Here is a 19,361-nt window from a genome sequence, read left to right as displayed (position 1 = left end):
TTATTTAAGTGCGACGACGCAGTTATTTATTTAATCAAGTGGTTTCAGCAAGGATTGCAGACAGCTTGTATGAGCAACCAATGTTGGGAGATTGTGTGCAGTTTGTTGGCAATCGTTCATTCTTTCCCCTTCCTGATGTTGAACCGTCAAGTTTACAGCGTTTACAATCACGTGAAGTTTGTTTAACAGCTCCGTTATGGGGAGCCGGTGAACTTCCTAGTGAATCTCAAGCTAAGATATATGAAAGCGAAGTATTAGAGGAATATAAAGTATTACAGGCAGGGCTTGCTAATAATGGCTTACGACAAGAGCGTAGACCATTATTATTAGTGCCAGATAATTTAACTGCTACTTGGATAGATGAGCAAAGTGTTTGCATTAATTTTTATTTACCTTCAGGGTGTTATGCAACCACTGTGCTCAGAGAGTTAATACAATGATGTCGAGATACCAGTAAGTTTGAAAATAGACTATTTTTCTTTAATAAATGGAAAGCAAAATTAACATGAAAATATTTTCCCTTTATACAATAAGGTCATGCTTTGGTCTAAACATAAGTATGCACCATTATATCTTTACCTTACTGCCTTTGTAGAATCTATCTTTTGGCCCATTCCTGTTGATATTATGCTAGCCCCAATGGCACTTGCAAACCGCGCTTTAGCGTGGAGATTTGCACTTGGTGCCAGTGTTTTTTCTGTTTTGGGTGGTGCAGTAGGGTATTATTTAGGTTATGCATTGTACGATCCTGTTGTTTTACCTTTAATTGAATTTATGGGTTATCACGATAAAATGGTTACGGCGCAAGCTTGGTTTTCTGAATGGGGAGTAATGGTCATTTTTATTGCTAGCTTTACACCTATTCCTTTTAAAGTTTTTACTGTTACTGCTGGGGTAATGAGTATGGCTTTTTTACCCTTTATGATAACCGCTTTAATTGGTCGTGGATTAAGGTTTTTTAGTGGCAGGATTAATGGTGGTCGGGGGGCAAAAAATGGAAGCAAAACTAGGTCGATATATCGACATACTAGGATGGCTAACTATTTTAGCCGCAGTTATTCTTTATTTGGTACTTAAACACTAATGCCTTATCGTTTTTATCCTTTAATATTATGCCTATTAGGCTTGTTCGCCTGTTCATCATCGGGTGGGCGCGCTCCTGTTTCTAATGTGGGTAATAATATTTCGGAAAAAATGAGAAAAACTAAAAATACCTTACATCAAGATACCTATACGGTAAAAACAGGTGATACCTTATACGGCATTGCCTGGAGAGCTGGAGTTCATGTCAACGAGTTGATCAAACTTAATCAAATAAAAAACCTTATATTATTAAAAAAGGTCAAGTTATAAAGCTAACTGCCGATAAAGGAGGTAATACTTCAAAAATAAATAGCAAAGGTAAACTTGCCTCTCAAAATATTAATAAAAAGAGTGACTCAGACTGCACAGCTCAAAACTGTCAGAAAAATAAGGCTAAAGTGGTTGCTCCAGTAAAAACAAAAGCATATTCTAATAATATTGATAAAAAAACAATCGCAAAAAACTGAATTGTTGCAAGATAAGAAAATTAGTGGTTGGTCTTGGCCCGCAAAGGGAAAAGTTAGCAAGTCATTTTCAGCATCACAATCAGCTATGCAGGGTATTAGCATTGCTGGTAAACGAGGTAGCGCTATTTATGTCACAGCATCAGGGAAGGTCGTGTATGCGGGAAATGGATTACGTGGCTATGGTAATTTGATCATTATTAAACATAACGATGACTATTTAAGTGCCTATGCACATAATGAAAGGTTATTAGTAGGTGAAAATGATGATATTAAAAATAATCAAATAATTGCAGAAATGGGAGATAGTGGAAGTGGTCACGTTCACCTTCACTTTGAAATCCGTTATAGAGGTAAATCGGTTGATCCATCGCGTTATCTACCTAAAAGGTAATAACGTTCATTACTCTGTCATAAAAAATGATTACCTTTAGGGGGAAGTTATGATCCATGATGTCGCCACAAAAGAAATAAATAATAAGAAAAGCATCAGTGTAGTAAAGGGAGCGTTAAAAATGGTGTTAGCCAGCAAAGATGAAGTGCTAGAAGAAAATCAGATTGATGAAGATACTACTGATGAGGTAATTTCGAACATAGGCAGTACTGATAATAAAGTAATGGATGCAACCCAACTTTATCTCGGCGAAATAGGCTTCTCTCCCTTATTAACAGCTCAAGAAGAAATTTATTACGCAAGACGTTTATTACGTGGTGATGAAGTTGCTCGTAAACGTATGATAGAAAGTAACTTACGTTTAGTAGTTAAAATTTCTCGTCGTTATAATAATCGTGGTTTATCGTTATTAGATCTGGTTGAAGAAGGAAACCTAGGTTTAATTCGTGCGGTTGAGAAGTTTGATCCAGAAAAAGGCTTTCGTTTTTCTACCTATGCCACTTGGTGGATCCGCCAAACGATTGAACGCGCTATTATGAATCAAACTCGCACCATTCGTTTACCGATTCATATTGTTAAAAAATTAAATGTCTATTTACGAACTGCGCGTGAATTAACCCACACTTTAACCCATGAACCAACTCCTGAAGATATCGCCAAAGAGTTAAATGTATCAGCGAAAGAAGTGGCGAAAATTTTGAAACTAAATGAACGTATCGGTTCTGTTGATACACCAATAGGTAATAATTCAGATAAAGAGCTGTTGGATATAATCCCTGACCGCAAAGAAGCAACTCCTGAGCATGAATTGCAAGATAATGATATGAAATTACGTATTGTGGATTGGTTAGAGGATTTAAACCCTAAACAACGTGAAGTTTTAGCGAGACGTTTTGGGTTATTAGGTTATGAAGCGCGCAACACTTGAAAATGTCGGTAAAGAAATTGGTTTAACTCGCGAACGTGTTCGCCAAATCCAAGTCGAAGCATTGAAATGTTTGCGTGATGTTTTATCAAAACAAGGTTTGTCGATAGAATCTTTATTTCAAATTTAATGTTTAGAATATCTATAAAAAAACGCATCTAGAAGATGCGTTTTTTTATTATTAGTTTTACAACTTTACACCAGATCTGAAAGGGAATAAGCAAAGCTTTGATCAATTTCTTGTAGTTCTTTATTTAATCTATGCTGTGCTTTAATTTCTTCAATCTCACGCCATTTTCGAACGCGAGTATTTTTTTCTTAGGGGTGAAAAATAGCGAATTATCATCAACTTTAGTAGTTTGTGTATTATGTATTTGCATATTTTAATCCTCATCATGTTTAGTTGTACTACCATTTGGATGATTCAACAATACTTAGATTATGTTTCAGTTTTATGAAAGAAATAAGCAATTTAAGAATTATTTTTATAATAAAAAGCGCTTTAAATAACATTAATTTTTTGTCTATTTGGTTAAACTTATTTATTCTAATCAGTTACACTAAATAATTACATTTTTTGGATAAGCGAAAGGATACAGTACTGTTATTTACGTGTGTTTTTGCGTTAAATCATCTACAAATAAACCTTTATTGTTATGATGATTCTTCTTGAACTTCGAAAAATGAATGACAGAGTACGATATTTTCAAATTGTTGTTATTTAATTGTATTTTGATTCTATTATTCTGAGCAGAGGTTCAAAATATTTAATAAAATAAAACAATGAGTTAAAGATTTCCAACTAAAACAGCTATTAAATAATCTCGTTAATAACGTATAAAAAATAGTTCGATAATTAGTTCAATTCTCCATTTTATATGTAGGTCTTATTTATATGGCATTACCGAGTAATTTCTTTTCTAGTCAATCAGCACTTGTCGTCGATGATCTCGATACTATTCGTAGTGCGGTGAAAGGAATGGTACAAATGTTAGGTACGCAAAAAAATTGCAGTAGCAAACAATGGCAACCGAGCAATTGAGCTATGCCAAACAACAGCTTTTAATTTTATTTTATGTGATTTTAATTTAGGTGATGGTAAAGATGGTTACCAACTCTTTGAGGAGCTAAAGTTACGAGGCTTGATGGAACCAAGTACCGTATTTATTCTAATTAGTGCCGAGACAACATTACAGGTCGTTCATGGTCTTATTGAACTACAGCCAGATGATTATATTTTAAAGCCTTTTTCCTATAAAAAACTAGAACATAGGCTGGTTAGAGCTTTTGAAAAAAGGAAGGTATTAGGGAAAATTTATGACTCTTTAGTCACTAAAGATTATAAAAGAGCATTAAATGAATGTACTAAAGCAACTACAGCCAACCCCAATTATAGTTTTCCAATATTACGCCTGAAAGGTGAAGTATTATTACATCTAAAAAAACCACAGTCAGCTTATAATCTCTATGAGTCAGCTTTGGAATTTCGCGGATTCCCTGGGCAAAACTTGGTAAAGCGATCGCAAGTTATCACTTACAGAGATATAGTCATGCAGTTGAAATTTTAAATGAGCTTACTGAATTACCTGAAACACGCATTGAAGCACTTAATTGGCTTGCCAGTATTTATGCTCATCGCAAATCATACTTAGAAGCAAAGGAAGTCTTATCCGAATCTGTCAGGCTTTCACCTAAAAATATACCAAGGCAAAGAGCCCTCGCTAATTTAGCTTTATTGGAGGGTGACTGGGAAGTTGCACAACGTTGTTTTAAAACAGTTTTGTATAACACCCGTTTTTCTGTGCACGATCATATTAGACATCACTTTAATTATATCCATTGTATTTTAGATAAAGCCACTACCTGTAATGAATTAGAGCAGGCTAAATCCTTTTCACAATGCCAGGCGGTATTAAAAAGTGCTCATCAACGATTTGATAAAGCTATTTTTGTTGAATTAGAAAAAGTGGTTTATGCACGTATTATGATCATGAAAAAGCAATTAAAAGATGCTTCCGATTCATTAAATAAGTGTCAGACTGAGATTGTTATTAAGTGTGGACGAGACTGTGGCTTATCCTTAGCAAAGGCCTGGTTTGAATTAGGAGACTATGAAAAATATTATAAAATTATTGCCTTAATTGAATTACCTGAAACTGATAATAGCATCGAAATGATCAGTGATCTATTGGTCATTGAAAGAGCTCAACTAACTAATAAAAATAAAGTATCTAAATTACTTGAACTCAATGAACAAGGTGTCAAATTATTTAGAACAGGTTTGTATCCTGCTTCAAGTAGTATCTTTTTAGAGGCACATGAAATTATGCCAAATAATGTTCCTTTAGCGCTTAACTTAGGGCAATCGTTAACTAAGGGCTGGCCGGCAAATGTTTCCTTTATTAAAAAGAAACAAACAGCAAAACACTGCATTAATGTTGTTGAGTCAAATCAACTCGATGAATTATCTGATAAACGATATCGCTCAATTGAATCTGCTTTGAAGTCCATTGAATGAAAAAACAAAATGCTTTTACATTAATAGAACTATTAGTTGCAATGACGGTACTGTTAATTCTAATTGCTATTGGCAGTCAATCCTACCATCGTCTTTTTGCTCATCAAGCGCTTGTATCAAGTGCTGAAAAGCTATATCAGTTTCTTAAATTAGCAAATGAGGAATCAATAAAAGAAAATAAAAAAGTATATGTGCACTTTTGTCAAAAGGGGGCTTCTTCAGAGTGGAAAATGGCCTTGAGTGAAACGAGTAGTCGCGATTGTTTTATTGAAAATAGTTGCCTCTTGAATGGGAAACAACAAAATACAAGCTTAACGGATGGTAAGTTTGTATTTACTTCTCCTGCTGATATCACTTTTTCAGGTAATAAAGTGTCTTATAATACAATGCGCTTCTCCGTAAACGCGGGTAGTGTAACCTTGAAGGATAGTGATAATAATACCATAAAGGTGATTCAATCAGCGATGCGTCTTCGAATTTGTACCCCAAACAGTGCAAGGTTAGGTTATCAACAATGTTAAATAATCAACTGGCTATCAATAGTAAATTAATGAATGGTTTTTCATTAATAGAATTGCTTATCGCTTTATTATTGAGTTCAATATTATTAGCTATGGTGATTGGGTTATATGTAACAGGTGTTACGAGTGGTTCTAAAAGCTTAAAGTACTCTCGTTTACGTACGGATATACAATCGCTTGTTACTATGATTGAAAAGGATGTGCGTCGAGCTGGTTTTGGTGGAAGTGATTATTTGGTAGGGATCAGTGCGAATAAGAGCATTGATATTAATAGTGCTAAAAATTGTATTGTTTATTATTACAATCATAATCAATCATCATCACTTGAGCATAGTAATAAAATGGCTATTAGTTTAAAAAATAATGCTATTAAATTTAAAACCGGTGTAGGAAAAGTTGCTGAGGATGTTTGTTCTGCAACCTCTGGTTGGAAGGGCCTTTCTGATGATAAATTTATTTCTATCAGTCAGTTCATCTTAACAGAGATGGTTACTTCTAGTGCAACGGCCACTATTCGTAGTTTAGATATAACTCTTAGCGGAGAATTAGTTTCAGATAGTCAATATAGTCAGTCAGTTTCATCTCGTGTGCAAATACGTAATCCTGAGTTTAATTAAAAAACTAAATTAATTATTGGTTTTTAAGGTTTTGCAGATTAATATTAACCTCCTCTAAGCAATTTCTAATAATCTATACCCGTTACCAATCGAGCTAACGACCCGCGAGGTAAACTGTGAAGCAAGCTCTTCGTTGTTAGAAAGTCTTGATGGAACCCGTTAGATCTTCAACTTTCTGCCTAGAAGTTACTCGCCTCAAACTTGCTGAACTTTGCATCTTGAATGGTAACGGGTATATTTCTTGTTTTCTTTTCATTTGGCCTATTTATCTTTATGGGTTTTCCGTTATTAAGGTTCTCACTTGTTTACTCTTTCTGCTAAAACATGGCTAACAACTTATTTTATTAATTTCTATTTTATATGGGGAATTTTTCTACCTTTTTGGGGCATTTGGCTAACGGGACAAGGGGTAACAACTGAGCAGGTTGGGGTATTATTTTCTATCGGACTTGTATTACGTTTTGCGAGTAATTTAACGATTTTACCGCAAGTCTCAAGTGGCAGTGCAACGCTTAGACTTATCCGCATATTAGCCTTTGTCACTTTATTATGTTTTGCCTCCTTATTTTATCTTCTTGATTATATTTGGTTAGCGATACTCACTTTATTGGTCAATTTTACAATGGCGCCTCTGATGCCCTTAGGTGATATTGTGGGTAGTCGTCTAGTGCAACAAATTCAACTTGATTACGGTCGAGTGCGCCTGTGGGGGTCTCTCAGTTTTATCGTAGGTTCAACTATTGTTGGTTGGTTGATTGTAGATTATGGATTACAGGCGATATTAGTATTGACGGTTATTTTTTGTGCTATTTTATGGGTAATGTCTTTAGGGAAGTTGAATCCGCAACTAGAGGATAAAGACGATTCAAATATCGCTAGAAAAACATCATTATTGAGCACCATGAAGCAACCTGAAGTATTATTGTTTCTAGTGATTGTGGGAACAATTCAGGGTAGTCATGGTGCTTATTATGCATTTAGTACCATTTACTGGGATAGCTTAGGCATTTCTGGTAGTACGATTGCTTGGTTATGGGCTATTTCGGTGTTTGCAGAGGTGCTCATACTGCGATTTAACATTAAATTATTTGCCTCTTGGTCAGTAAAGCAAATGTTATTGCTCGGTTTAACGGGAGGTGTGATCCGCTGGTGGGTGCTTTCTGCTACTGATAATGTTTACTTATTAGCGAGTGTACAGACCCTACATGCACTGACCTTTGCCGTTACTCATTTGGCGGCTATGCGTTATATTAGTCAGCAGGAACCCTCTAAACTTGTCACTTATCAAAGCCTATATTCCGGTGTTGCACTGGGGTTGCTAATGGCTTTATTTACTTACATTGCCGGTTTAAGTTATGAAACATTACAGGGAGATCTTTTCTTATTATCTGCGTTGTTATTGATGCCCGTGTTTATTCTAATAAAAATATGGAAGGTTAAAGGGGGAACTTTTAAGGTGGAATAGGGACTAATCTATTACATAAGCCTTGAAATGGCATAAACTGTCCATATATCTATATAACAAGGTACTTATTTTAGGACACATCATATGTTTGCAAGGTTATTCGTTTTATTTACCGCCGTTTCATTATTAGAAATTTTTGTTCTCGTCAAAGTGGGCGGTTTTCTTGGTGCATTACCAACCGTTGCTTTGGTTATTGTAACAGCACTAGTTGGATCTGCATTAGTTAGAAGTCAAGGTTTACAGGTTATACAACAATATCAACAACGAGTTGCTAAAGGTGAAATGCCGGGGCAACAGTTAGTTGAAGGTTTGATGCTAATTATTACAGGTGTATTACTGGTGACACCAGGGTTTGTTACTGACCTTTGTGGTTTGTTATTACTACAACCAAGTATACGAGGTAAAATTGCCAAAACATTATTGGCTAATATTAAAGTTTCACCCATTTCTATGACAGGTAATATGACAGGTGATTTTTCTCAATCACAGTCTGGTTTTTCTTCAAAGAATATTGATGATGACGTTATTGAAGGTGAATTTGAACATAAAAAAAGGAGAAGTAATTTTGAAGGTTGTCACAAACAGTGCCAAGTTATTTTTTTAAATGGTTGTTGTGTTAAAAGTTAAATTAGTTTTACTTGAGTTTTTTCCTGGATTCATTAATTTGTCATAAAACTAAGATATTTTAACGCGACTAAAAAATTGAGTTACCAGAAAAAGGATTTAACCGTGGATATTAAAAGTTCAATTACCCTAAGAAGCTTTAAAAAATATCAACCTCGCCAAATAGCCAAATTTGTAAAAGCGTTCTTTAAAGGTCGCATATTTATTGCTGGACTAGGACGTTTAAGAATTGTAGAAGGTCGAGTAGTTGCATATCAGCATCAAAAAACAGAAAAAAGCATCCTTATTGTAGTGAGTGAAATAAATAAAATTGTGAATGAAATGTCGCGGCTGAAATCTGACTATTTAAATATATATTACTAAAAATCTACATTGAAAAATGTAGATTTTTTTTGCCTAAAATTGCCATTAACACTTGATTCCTAATTCTTCATCCCCATCTTTAATTATTAATACCAATCCTATTATTTTTGTTAGTGTTATTTTTAAGGAACTATGATGACTATTCGTCCATTACATGATCGCGTTATTTTAAAACGTACTGAGCAAGAAACTAAATCTGCTGGAGGTATTGTATTAACTGGAAGTGCTGCTGAAAAATCTACCCGTGGTGAAGTCCTTGCCGTAGGTAAAGGCCGTATTATAGAAAATGGTGAAGTGCGCCCTTTAGATGTAAAAGTTGGTGATACTGTTATTTTTAGTGAAGGTTACGGTCTTAAAACTGAAAAAATTGAAGGCCAAGAAGTAATAATTTTAAGCGAAAATGACATTCTAGCGATCGTTGAATAAATCGCTCGTATTCGTCAAGGTAATAATTCATTAAGGAAAAAAGCATGTCTGCAAAAGAAGTTAAATTTGGAAATGATTCTCGTCTAAAAATGTTAGCTGGGGTTAATGTATTAGCCAATGCCGTTAAAGTAACACTTGGTCCTAAAGGTCGAAACGTTGTTATCGATAAAAGTTTTGGCGCGCCACACATTACTAAAGATGGTGTTACTGTTGCTAAAGAAATCGAACTAGAAGATAAGTTTGAAAACATGGGCGCTCAGATGGTTAAAGAAGTCGCTTCTCAAACTAATGACGTCGCGGGTGACGGAACTACAACGGCAACCGTTTTAGCTCAATCAATCATTTCTGAGGGTCTTAAAGCAGTTGTCGCTGGTATGAATCCAATGGATCTTAAACGTGGTATTGATAAAACAGTTAAAGTCGCGGTTGAAGAATTAAAAGCACTATCTACGCCTTGTCTAGATTCTAAAGCGATCACACAGGTCGGTACTATCTCTGCTAATTCAGATATTGAAATTGGTGAAATCATTGCCAAGGCTATGCAAAAAGTGGGTAACGAAGGTGTAATCACAGTTGAAGAAGGCCAAGGTCTTGAAAATGAATTAGATGTTGTAGAGGGTATGCAATTCGACCGTGGTTACCTATCTCCTTACTTCATGACTAACCAAGAAGCAGGTACTGTTGAACTAGAAAATCCATTCATCCTATTAGTTGATAAAAAAATCAACAATATCCGTGAATTATTAACAACACTAGAAGCGGTAGCTAAAGCGTCTAAACCTTTATTAATTATTGCTGAAGACGTTGAAGGTGAAGCGTTGGCAACATTAGTTGTTAATAACATGCGTGGTATTGTAAAAGTAGTCGCTGTTAAAGCGCCTGGTTTTGGTGACCGTCGTAAAGCAATGTTGCAAGATATTGCGATTCTAACTGCTGGAACAGTGATCTCAGAAGAAATTGGTTTAGATCTTGAGAAAGTACAACTAGAAGACTTAGGTCAAGCTAAACGCGTTGTTATCAGTAAAGACGAAACAACTATCATTGATGGAATCGGTGAAGAAACTGCTATTTCAGCACGTGTTAATCAAATCAAACAACAAATCGAAGCTTCAAGCTCTGATTACGATAAAGAAAAACTTCAAGAACGTTCAGCTAAACTAGCTGGCGGTGTTGCAGTTATTAAAGTTGGTGCGACTGACTGAAGTTGAAATGAAAGAGAAAAAAGATCGTGTTGATGATGCATTACACGCAACGAGAGCCGCTGTAGAAGAAGGCGTTGTTGCAGGTGGTGGTGTTGCATTAGTACGTGTTGCCGCATTGCTTAAGGACCTTAAAGGCGATAACGATGAGCAAAATGTAGGTATTCGTGTTGCACTTCGTGCAATGGAATCTCCATTACGTCAAATCGTATCAAACTGTGGTGAAGAAGCTTCTGTTGTTACTAATAACGTGCAAAAAGGCGAAGGTAACTTTGGTTATAATGCAACAACTAGTGAATACGGCGATATGTTAGAAATGGGTATTCTTGACCCAACTAAAGTAACACGTAGCGCATTACAATTTGGCGACTTCTGTTGCAGGTTTGATGATCACTACTGAATGTATGATCACTGACATTCCTGTTGAAGCACCTGTCGCCCCAATGCCTGATATGGGCGGAATGGGTGGCATGGGCGGTATGATGTAGACTGCCTAGTCCTCTTTAACGCTATAATTCAATGAATTAAGCGTTTAAGTGAGACCGTTTGTGGTTCGAAATGTATCACAAACGGTCTCAAAATATTTTATCTGAATCCCTTCCTTTGTAATGCCATTCTCAACTATTAAAACTCTATAAAATCAATTTCATTCAGTCCTAATCCAACCTCATATGATAAGCCAAGCAGAATAAAACCAAGCAACTTAACCCTTTATTAACTATTAGCAGATTACAATTAATAGTTCTTAGTGAAACAAAAACTTCTGAGCTGTCTGGCACAAAGTATGAATCAAAGAATCATAACCATTTAACTCAAGGTGTAGAGCTTAATATGAAAAGAATAAATTTATGGAAAATTACCTCCATTGTAATCTCTGCTAGCTTGATCACCGCTGGTTGTGCCTTAACAGAAAAAGAATTGACACAAAGCATTACATCGCAGAAAGCGATAGTGGAAACTGGTCAAAATGAAGCTTATTCTGCGGATGGTTTAAGTATTGAAGTAGAGGCAGGGCAAGAACTTTTTGGCCAGGATGCTCATTACTCATCATTACCATTTTCATTTATCGATAACGGAGATGGCACTGTAGCCGATCTTAATACCGGCCTCATCTGGTTGCAACAACCGTCGGATATCAAAATGGATTGGTACGATGCGATGGAATATACCCAAAACCTTGAGTTTGCCGGTCGTGATGATTGGAGAGCACCAACACTAACTGAACTTTTTTCAATCGAGAATTTTGGAGATGGATGGCCATACCTTGATATGAAAGTATTTAGTTTCGGTGATCGAGACATAACTAAGGAGCTTCAGTTCTGGTCTAGTAATTTCTATAAAGTAGGCACAACTCATGGGGGAGCGGAATCAGCTTTTGGTGTTAATTTTGCAACAGGTCATATTAAAGCATATCCAGCAGGGGGATATGCCAGCGGGAGATATGCCACCAGGAGGAATGCTTCCGCCTCCTCCATCAAATAACAATAAACCTAGCGATATGAATGTTGCAAATGTTGATGACGAAGCCAATAAAGATTCAAAGGGTAAACCTCGAGGAAATCCAAGGCTGAAGTATGTATGGGCAGTTGCTGGACAAGTATATGGAGAAAGTCAGTTTGTTGATAATGGGGATGGGACTATTTCCGATTTAGGGACAGGACTTATGTGGATGGTTGATGATTCAAAACAAGGCTTAGATTGGCAATCAGCCCTCGCATATAGTGAAAACCTAGAATATGCAGGTTATAGTGACTGGAAGCTACCAAATGTAAAAGAACTACAGACTCTTGTGGATTACTCAGGTGTATACCCAGCAATAGATCAGAGCCTGTTTAACATTTCCGATGAAAATGCTTATTTTTGGACAAGTACTTCTGCTTATTTTTCAAAGAGAGCTAAACAAGAGCACAAACGATACTGGGCATGGTATGTGGCTTTTGGCTATGCAGTAGGCCCTGATGGAAAAGATTCACACGGAGCCGGTGCAGTCCGCTACGATACTAAAAAGTCTGGTGGGCCTGCTGGTGAAGATGCTGAGCGTATTTTTAACTATGTAAGAGCAGTACGTATTATTAAATAACCCCAATTCTGGATAAGCTAATCGATACAATACTGAGATTAAAATAAACAGTTTCTAATTTATTACCATCACAATATTTTACCTGTCATTATGAATTTTTTAAATTTTCTATAAATAAACGATAGACTTAACTAATAGTAAGCTCACTTACTTTACCGTTAAAATTTATTATTAAAAATAATAGTGCTTTTATATTTACTTTGCCTTGAGAAACAGTATTGTTTTTATAGGAAACAAAGCTCTTTTAGCGCAATTACATGGAGTAGATTATGAGTCAGCAACAGTTCGAAAAAGTCATCCGTTTAATTGATGATATCAACAGTGAAGATCCAAACCTAGAGTTAGTTGAAACAAAACAATGGCCAAAGGAGCGTTTATATTCACAGCGTATGACCGATATGTTGGCGCGTTTTAAACCAGAGGCAAGTGATTTGTTAAAAATTGCTGTGCGTGGGCAACATATTCAACGATGGAAATCGCTTCGCAGTGATTATCCGCTAGGCAAACAAGGCTACTATCAGTGGCGAACTAATCTTTATACATTTCATGCGAATAGTGTCGCCGAGTTAATGCTTGAAGCTGGGTATTGCTTGGATGATATTGAACAAGTAAAAAATGCCGTAGGTAAAAAGGCGATTAAGCGTAATGCAGATAGCCAGTTGGTGGAAGATATTGCCAGTTTAGTTTTTATTGAACATTACATGCTAGCCTTTGCAATGAAGCACCCTGAATATACTGAAGAAAAATGGATTGGTATTATTCTTAAAACCTGGAATAAAATGTCTGAGGAAGCTCATCAGTTTGTGTTAGCTGGAAGTATTCAATTACCTGTTTCTCTAAAGGATTTAATTGTTAAAGCGATTAGTTAAAGAATTAATAGGCAGAAATAAAAAATGGCAATAAATGAATGTTTCATATTCAAGTATTGCCATTTTTATACATACTAAAACAGTCTAATTTAAAATCAGACGTAATAGCATATTAACGAATTACTTAGCGAAAAGCGTGTTGAAGTAATCGAATACAACAGGTACGTCATTGTTACCAAGACCTGCATCAACAGCAGACTTGTAGGTTAGCTGAAGTACCTTGAGCGATTAGAGACTCACCACCTAGGTCTGTAACCATTTGGTTAAAGTAACCAAGATCTTTGTTTGCATTAGCAACAGAGAAACCTAATTTTTCTTCGCCATCTACTGCGTAGAATTTAGTGAATTGCATGAATGGAGAGTTTGATGGACCTGCAGACATAATGTCAAATAATTGCTGACCATCAACACCAGCTCGCTTTAGCAACAGCAAATGCTTGTGACATTGCAGTAACTGTAGTCATACCGATGAAGTTGTTGATTAATTTAGTTGTGTGACCTGCACCAAGTGCGCCTAGGTGGAATACGTTTTCACCTTGCTCGTCAAGAACTGGTTTAACTTTGTTGAATGTTTCGATATCACCAGCGACCATGATGTTTAATAAACCATCTTTAGCATGTGCAGGAGTACGACCTAAAGGTGCATCGATCATACCACAACCTTTTTCAGCAAGTGCTTGCACCGATTTTACGAGTAGAATCTGGAATAGAAGTACCGAAATCGATTAGTGTTTTACCAGCAGTCATACCAGCTAAGATACCATCTTCAGCATAAACAACTAATTCAACTACTTTTGAAGTAGTAAGTGCAAGCATTACGATGTCACTTTTTTCAGCTAATTCTTTACCTGAAGCAACTTCAGTCGCATTGCCACGAGCAATAACTTTTGCAACTGCATCTTTGTTAAGATCCATTACATTTACCTGAAAACCACGTGTTTGTAAGTTTTCAACCATGTTGCCGCCCATAAGGCCAAGACCGATAAAACCGATTACTGGTTTAGTCATTTCTAACTCCTAAATATATTGTTGTATGTTAATTTGAGGTAATGATTGTTCACTTTAAAGTACAGATTAGTGAACATGCTTTTGTGTCATTAAATTAGATAAATCTATAAGGTTACGTTTTGTATTTGCTATTTATAATATTAAATACAAGCACCATGATATATGTAAATTCTTCTATAAAAATGGAGCATTTTATAACTTTTGTAAAATAATGATAATGTATTACAAATTAAAATCCAAGAAAAAATTATCAAAGCATGCGCTAGAACATACTTTAATAAAAAATAATATTCCCTAAAACAGAAGAAATAATTGTTATTTTCATAAAAATCAGTGTTTTATGTTTATTTTTCTGTGTTTTTAACAGAAGTTATTAAAAAAACATTAAGTGTTAATAAAGTTAATAAAACTAACAAAATTTCATTTGTATTATTAATTGAATGTAAATTCAACCCTTAAAAAAGCAAAGAATACCAAAAACAATACATCGCTCTCCTTTTTTAATATTAATTAATAATACTATTGATGTTAAATTACGTTACCAGTAACATCTGTTTTTGTGATGCAGTTATTAAAAATATTAGCGATTAAAACTTAGTTAATAGGCTTCAAGATAATTTGCTCATTGTTTATTGTAAATACTATTTAGCTGTTTTTTGTGTCGCTGACTATTAACGGTAATTTGTTTTGCTATTAAAGCATAATTTTACCTTTTATAGCCAAGTATGCAGTCACAGGAGCATTTAAATATAGCTTTACTTGCTTTAAGAACGTCATTTTTATTTTGATACAAAAGCTTATTTGTATTTAATTCATACAATTGTTTTTTGTCATATTTCGAGTTTTTAAAGGTTTTAAACTAGCTTGAATAAAGCTAAATCTTAACAGCAAGTATCTTTGGTGACTTAAATCACGTTATTGAAAGGCGTAATGTGATCTCGAACTAATTACGTAGTTTGAAATATTGTATTTAAATTGTCATACAATAATCTTGATTTCAGAAAGCGATTTTTATAAGGAATGAAATGAAAAACATTAGTGATATTGCTAAGGATGCAGTGGAGTTAACTCTTCCAGCTATCCATAAATTATTTGAGCGATCTAATCGCAAAGAGTTGCATATTGTAATAATGAATCCGCAACTTAAACCTTGGGAAGCGTCATTTGAAGATGCAATTTTATATGAAACTTCTCTTGGTACACCAGAGTCTTGGACCATTCCATTTGACCAGTTTGCACGTAAAAAGGCAAAACAGGCTTGGCGTGAGTCAATGGCAAATATAGAAGTACAAAATTTACACCCTTCGTCTTTGCGTGATGACGATATTCTGTTTTACGGTTCATTTGTATACGGAAATGTTGTTGTTGCTTGCAGTGGCGTTGAACAATGGTATGACATGTTAGTTAGTGGTTGGATTGCGCTTGCAATAGAACAACTAACAATACACGAATACCAAACAACGAAGCTCCAAAATCCTTCACAAATAAATAGAAAGAGGTCTTAACCATGAATAAAATCCTTAAATCCATAATGCTAGTCGCTGGTGTATTAGTGTCAGCGACATCAATGGTCGCAGATTATCCTGCAAAAAATATTCGTCTAGTTGTTCCCTTTGGTGCTGGTGGTGGTACTGATGCTGTTGGTCGTACATTAGCAAATAGTGCTAAAGATATCCTTGGACAAAACATTGCTGTGATGAACCGTACTGGTGGTGCTGGAGCTGTTGGTATGAGTTATGGTGCAGGCCAACGTGCTGATGGATATACATTAACAGTGGTAACACGTGAAATTGCTTCATTACCGCAAATGGGTCTGATGCAACATGATGCAACTGATTTTAAATTAATTCGTATGGTGAACTTAGATCCTGCTGTTGTTTTAGTTGTCACTGATAGCCCTTACAACACAATTAATGATCTTATTAAAGAAGCTAAAGCAAACCCAGGTAAAGTGAAATTTGCTTCTACTGTCGCTCCAAACTTCTATTTAATGACCCTAGAAAAAAGCCAAGACATTAAATTAAATGCAATTCCTTACAATGGTTCTGCTGAAGCGATTCCTGCGGTATTAGGTAATCACACTGAGGTAACTATGGTAACTCCTGGTGAAGCAATTTCTCAATTGCGTTCAGGTCAATTAAAAGCATTAGGTGTTATGTCTAAAGAACGTATTCAGTTCATTCCAGATGTACCAACACTAATGGAACAAGGTGTTGATGTTGTAACAGGTACTTGGCGTGGCATTGGCGCACCAAAAGATACGCCAGATGAAATCATCGAAACTTTAGGTAAAGCATTTGATACTGCTATGGCTTCTGAAGAATTCAAAGCATTCATGGAAAAAGGTGCTATGACTATTCATCCTCTAAATGCACAAGAATTCACTGATTTTGTTGCGGAAGATACAAAAGCACTTGGTTCTTTAATTAACTAATAGTAATTAAACAAACGCGGTAATTCTGTTTATTACAACAGAGATTACTTTTACTGAATACGTAGTATGAAGGGAATCAAGCTACGTATGTTAATCAAAAAACGAAATTTATTAAGGATAGATTCTATGTTAAATAGAAATATCATTTTCCCTTCGATTATTATTTTCTTAAGTGCTATCGCTTTTGCTTTGGTAACTCAATTCGATAAACCGAGATACCAAGACGCAAGTGTTGATGCAACATTTTTCCCTATGGTTATTGCTATCGCCCAAATTGTGCTTTGCTTGGTGCTGATTTTTCAACATATCAATAAAAAAAGAAACAAGCTGCAAGTAAAGAAGTAAGTAGTAAAGAGGAACCTTTAATTTCAAAAATGTCTTTATTTGGATTAGGTTACCTGATTGGTTATGCCCTTTTAATTAGTGTTATCGGTTATTTATATGCAAGTCTTTTTGCCTTCATTTTTTATTTAGTGTATTTCAAAATTAAGAAGCCCCTTTATTACATCATTGCTGTGATCTTTGTTCTCACTGTTTATTACCTATTTGGGGAAGTGTTTTATATCTCTTTACCCCAAGCGATATGGTCATAGGAGCCTATAATGTTTGATTATTTAATAACGGGTATATCAACAGCTGTTAGCTTAGATGTTTTTCCTGTACTTTTCTTTGGTGTTTTAGGTGGGATCATTCTAGGTGCCTTGCCTGGTCTAACGGCAACTATGGGGGTAGCAATTTTATTACCTTTTACCTTTGGTATGTCTGCTACGCCTGCTTTAGTGATGTTAATCGGTGTTTATATCGGTGGTATTTATGGTGGCTCGATTTCTGCCATTTTATTGAAAACACCCGGAACGCCAGCTTCTGCAGACCTCAGTACTCGATGGTCACACAATGGCACTTAGAGGACAAGTCGCACGTGCTCTAAGTATCGCCGCTGTTGCGTCCTTTATTGGTGGCTTATTAAGTACTGTTGTATTGATTGCCGTTGCTCCAAAACTAGCAAACTTTGCATTACGTTTTAATGCGCCAGAGTATTTTGCACTAGCTTTATTCGGACTAACTATTATTGCTAGTGTCTCTGCTAAAAACATTATTAAAGGTTTACTTGCTGGTACGATCGGTTTACTAGTTTGTACCGTTGGTTTAGATCCTATTAGTAGTGTGCCACGTTTTACCTTTGGTGTTATGGATTTATACAGTGGTATTAACGTTATTCCTGTTCTGATTGGTTTATTTGCACTTTCTGAAGGATTAAATCAGTTAGAAAGAATTGCGTCAGAAAAAATTGTTAAGCCACCTAAGTTTGATCGTAAGTTATTAAGCAAAGCTGATGTTAAAGAAATGCTACCAACAGCTGTCAAAAGTGGTTTGATGGGAACAACAATTGGTTCCATTCCTGGTGCGGGTGCCGATATATCTGCTTTTGTTTGTTATAACGAAGCTAAACGTTTCTGCACCGAATCCAGATGAATTTGGGAATGGTGCGGTACGTGGTCTAGCGATGACTGAAGCAGGAAATAATGGTGTAACGGGTGGTTCATTAGTACCACTATTAACCTTAGGTGTTCCTGGTGATGCGGTTTCGGCGGTATTACTTGGTGCATTAATTGTTCAAGGTTTAACACCAGGGCCATTATTATTTTCACAAAACCCTGAAGTTGTTTATGGTGTTTTCAGTTCTATGTTAGTGGCTAACATTATCATGCTAGCGGTTGGTTTATTTGGTATTAGATTCTTCTGCCGAATTATTGAAGTACCAAAAATAATCATGATCCCAATGATTATTTTCTTATCAATTATTGGTGCTTATGCAATTAACAACTCTATGTTTGATGTGGGTATTGCGATCAGTTTTGGTATAGCTGGGTTTATATTTAATAAACTGGAAATTCCATCTTCTCCTATTTTACTTGCGATTATTCTAGGGCCGATGGCGGAAACAAATTTAAGAAAATCTTTGCTGATGTATGAAGGAAGTTGGTCATTCTTATATGATAGACCTATTGCCTTAGCGTTTATTTTATTGGCTGTTTTCTCTGTTTATTCGACAATGAAAATGAAAAAGAAACAACAACAAAAGGAAGCTTTAGCAGAGTAACTTTTGTAACTTAAAAGAAAACATAAAATACCCAATTTCATATTGGGTATTTTTTTATCTGCAGTTTGCCTCATTAATCTAAAAGAAAAACTATCATGGTGATTTTATATATTTTTTGATTGTATTAATATGGTGTTTAAAATTTTTCGAAGGAAAAATTATCGAGAAGAAAGCAAAAGGAGAATTGATAAGCATTTTAATAGTAACATTTAATACTAACAGGGAAGAGGAGGTTTTTGGTACTAATGATATTTATCAAAAACGATAATT

At 35.5% G+C, this 19,361-nt stretch carries 22 protein-coding genes and 5 pseudogenes; 25 read left to right on the top strand and 2 right to left on the bottom strand.

What is annotated here, in order from left to right:
* The first annotated feature begins 8 nt into the window (after window positions 1-8).
* From truD to rpoS, 5 genes and pseudogenes are all read left to right on the top strand, one after another.
* On the top strand, window positions 9-440 hold the full coding sequence (truD, locus tag ACLKMH_RS21265) for a tRNA pseudouridine(13) synthase TruD (protein WP_413699854.1): 432 nt from the start codon (window positions 9-11) through the stop codon (window positions 438-440).
* A 65-nt stretch (window positions 441-505) separates the two neighbouring features.
* Window positions 506-1,084 (top strand): annotated as a pseudogene (locus ACLKMH_RS21260) (YqaA family protein).
* Window positions 1,084-1,353, top strand: coding sequence for a LysM peptidoglycan-binding domain-containing protein (locus ACLKMH_RS21255; RefSeq protein WP_413699853.1), 270 nt, complete (start codon window positions 1,084-1,086; stop codon window positions 1,351-1,353). Before ACLKMH_RS21260 ends, ACLKMH_RS21255 begins: the two are co-directional and overlap by 1 nt.
* A 168-nt stretch (window positions 1,354-1,521) precedes the next feature.
* Window positions 1,522-1,941, top strand: a complete 420-nt coding sequence (locus ACLKMH_RS21250; RefSeq protein WP_413699852.1) for a peptidoglycan DD-metalloendopeptidase family protein — start codon at window positions 1,522-1,524, stop codon at window positions 1,939-1,941.
* A gap of 121 nt (window positions 1,942-2,062) precedes the next feature.
* A pseudogene (rpoS, locus tag ACLKMH_RS21245) lies at window positions 2,063-2,996 on the top strand (RNA polymerase sigma factor RpoS).
* A 65-nt stretch (window positions 2,997-3,061) separates the two neighbouring features.
* Here rpoS and ACLKMH_RS21240 read toward each other — a convergent pair.
* Window positions 3,062-3,157, bottom strand: a pseudogene (locus ACLKMH_RS21240) (DUF3545 family protein); the annotation flags it as partial.
* Window positions 3,158-3,761: 604 nt separating this feature from the next.
* On the opposite strand from ACLKMH_RS21240, the gene ACLKMH_RS21235 reads away from it, so the two are divergent.
* The 13 genes and pseudogenes from ACLKMH_RS21235 to ACLKMH_RS21175 all read left to right on the top strand — a co-directional run bounded on the left by ACLKMH_RS21235 (window position 3,762) and on the right by ACLKMH_RS21175 (window position 13,548).
* A complete protein-coding gene (locus ACLKMH_RS21235; protein WP_413699851.1) occupies window positions 3,762-3,908 on the top strand; it encodes a hypothetical protein in 147 nt (48 codons plus the stop codon).
* The gene (locus tag ACLKMH_RS21230) at window positions 3,874-4,434 is read left to right on the top strand and encodes a response regulator (RefSeq protein ID WP_413702431.1); all 561 of its coding nucleotides are present in this window, start codon (window positions 3,874-3,876) and stop codon (window positions 4,432-4,434) included. Before ACLKMH_RS21235 ends, ACLKMH_RS21230 begins: the two co-directional genes overlap by 35 nt.
* Before the next feature lie 167 nt (window positions 4,435-4,601).
* Window positions 4,602-5,384 carry a hypothetical protein gene (locus ACLKMH_RS21225; RefSeq protein WP_413699850.1) on the top strand — a complete coding sequence of 261 codons (783 nt, stop codon included), beginning with the start codon at window positions 4,602-4,604 and terminating at the stop codon, window positions 5,382-5,384.
* Complete coding sequence (locus ACLKMH_RS21220) at window positions 5,381-5,905, top strand: Tfp pilus assembly protein FimT/FimU (protein WP_413699849.1); 525 nt, start codon at window positions 5,381-5,383, stop codon at window positions 5,903-5,905. Before ACLKMH_RS21225 ends, ACLKMH_RS21220 begins: the two co-directional genes overlap by 4 nt.
* Window positions 5,899-6,522 (top strand): prepilin-type N-terminal cleavage/methylation domain-containing protein, encoded by a 624-nt coding sequence (locus ACLKMH_RS21215; protein WP_413699848.1) that lies wholly within the window; start codon window positions 5,899-5,901, stop codon window positions 6,520-6,522. The genes ACLKMH_RS21220 and ACLKMH_RS21215 overlap by 7 nt, the downstream gene beginning before the upstream one ends.
* 301 nt (window positions 6,523-6,823) lie before the next feature.
* Window positions 6,824-7,987 carry a 3-phenylpropionate MFS transporter gene (locus ACLKMH_RS21210; protein ID WP_413699847.1) on the top strand — a complete coding sequence of 388 codons (1,164 nt, stop codon included), beginning with the start codon at window positions 6,824-6,826 and terminating at the stop codon, window positions 7,985-7,987.
* An 84-nt stretch (window positions 7,988-8,071) separates the two neighbouring features.
* Window positions 8,072-8,614, top strand: coding sequence for an FxsA family protein (locus ACLKMH_RS21205; protein ID WP_413699846.1), 543 nt, complete (start codon window positions 8,072-8,074; stop codon window positions 8,612-8,614).
* Between the two features lie 102 nt (window positions 8,615-8,716).
* The gene (locus ACLKMH_RS21200) at window positions 8,717-8,974 is read left to right on the top strand and encodes a DUF1107 family protein (protein WP_413699845.1); all 258 of its coding nucleotides are present in this window, start codon (window positions 8,717-8,719) and stop codon (window positions 8,972-8,974) included.
* Between the two features lie 135 nt (window positions 8,975-9,109).
* A complete protein-coding gene (locus tag ACLKMH_RS21195; RefSeq protein ID WP_413702430.1) occupies window positions 9,110-9,400 on the top strand; it encodes a co-chaperone GroES in 291 nt (96 codons plus the stop codon).
* A gap of 44 nt (window positions 9,401-9,444) precedes the next feature.
* Window positions 9,445-11,087, top strand: a pseudogene (gene groL, locus ACLKMH_RS21190) (chaperonin GroEL).
* Between the two features lie 343 nt (window positions 11,088-11,430).
* Window positions 11,431-12,081 carry a DUF1566 domain-containing protein gene (locus tag ACLKMH_RS21185; RefSeq protein ID WP_413699844.1) on the top strand — a complete coding sequence of 217 codons (651 nt, stop codon included), beginning with the start codon at window positions 11,431-11,433 and terminating at the stop codon, window positions 12,079-12,081.
* Window positions 12,026-12,679: a DUF1566 domain-containing protein gene (locus ACLKMH_RS21180; protein WP_413699843.1), complete on the top strand. Its 654-nt coding sequence runs from the start codon at window positions 12,026-12,028 to the stop codon at window positions 12,677-12,679. The genes ACLKMH_RS21185 and ACLKMH_RS21180 overlap by 56 nt, the downstream gene beginning before the upstream one ends.
* 269 nt (window positions 12,680-12,948) lie before the next feature.
* Window positions 12,949-13,548, top strand: a complete 600-nt coding sequence (locus tag ACLKMH_RS21175) for a DUF4202 domain-containing protein (protein WP_413699842.1) — start codon at window positions 12,949-12,951, stop codon at window positions 13,546-13,548.
* 120 nt (window positions 13,549-13,668) lie between these two features.
* Here ACLKMH_RS21175 and ACLKMH_RS21170 read toward each other — a convergent pair.
* A pseudogene (locus ACLKMH_RS21170) lies at window positions 13,669-14,556 on the bottom strand (NAD(P)-dependent oxidoreductase).
* A gap of 1,025 nt (window positions 14,557-15,581) precedes the next feature.
* On the opposite strand from ACLKMH_RS21170, the gene ACLKMH_RS21165 reads away from it, so the two are divergent.
* From ACLKMH_RS21165 to ACLKMH_RS21135, 7 genes are all read left to right on the top strand, one after another.
* Window positions 15,582-16,061 (top strand): hypothetical protein, encoded by a 480-nt coding sequence (locus ACLKMH_RS21165; protein ID WP_413699841.1) that lies wholly within the window; start codon window positions 15,582-15,584, stop codon window positions 16,059-16,061.
* 2 nt (window positions 16,062-16,063) lie between these two features.
* Window positions 16,064-16,990 carry a tripartite tricarboxylate transporter substrate binding protein gene (locus ACLKMH_RS21160; protein ID WP_413699840.1) on the top strand — a complete coding sequence of 309 codons (927 nt, stop codon included), beginning with the start codon at window positions 16,064-16,066 and terminating at the stop codon, window positions 16,988-16,990.
* A 126-nt stretch (window positions 16,991-17,116) separates the two neighbouring features.
* The gene (locus ACLKMH_RS21155; RefSeq protein WP_413699839.1) at window positions 17,117-17,335 is read left to right on the top strand and encodes a hypothetical protein; all 219 of its coding nucleotides are present in this window, start codon (window positions 17,117-17,119) and stop codon (window positions 17,333-17,335) included.
* A 29-nt stretch (window positions 17,336-17,364) separates the two neighbouring features.
* Entirely contained in the window at window positions 17,365-17,583 is a 219-nt protein-coding gene (locus tag ACLKMH_RS21150) for a tripartite tricarboxylate transporter TctB family protein (RefSeq protein ID WP_413699838.1), read from the top strand.
* A 9-nt stretch (window positions 17,584-17,592) separates the two neighbouring features.
* A complete protein-coding gene (locus ACLKMH_RS21145; RefSeq protein ID WP_413699837.1) occupies window positions 17,593-17,895 on the top strand; it encodes a tripartite tricarboxylate transporter permease in 303 nt (100 codons plus the stop codon).
* A complete protein-coding gene (locus tag ACLKMH_RS21140; protein ID WP_413699836.1) occupies window positions 17,885-18,463 on the top strand; it encodes a tripartite tricarboxylate transporter permease in 579 nt (192 codons plus the stop codon). Before ACLKMH_RS21145 ends, ACLKMH_RS21140 begins: the two co-directional genes overlap by 11 nt.
* A complete protein-coding gene (locus ACLKMH_RS21135; RefSeq protein ID WP_413699835.1) occupies window positions 18,417-19,091 on the top strand; it encodes a tripartite tricarboxylate transporter permease in 675 nt (224 codons plus the stop codon). The genes ACLKMH_RS21140 and ACLKMH_RS21135 overlap by 47 nt, the downstream gene beginning before the upstream one ends.
* The last annotated feature ends 270 nt before the right edge of the window (window positions 19,092-19,361 follow it).

The organism is Psychromonas sp. KJ10-10 (assembly GCF_047323245.1).
Taxonomy (GTDB): domain Bacteria; phylum Pseudomonadota; class Gammaproteobacteria; order Enterobacterales; family Psychromonadaceae; genus Psychromonas.
Note: the sequence above shows the minus strand (reverse complement) of the source record. Positions and strands in the feature narration are given on the sequence as shown.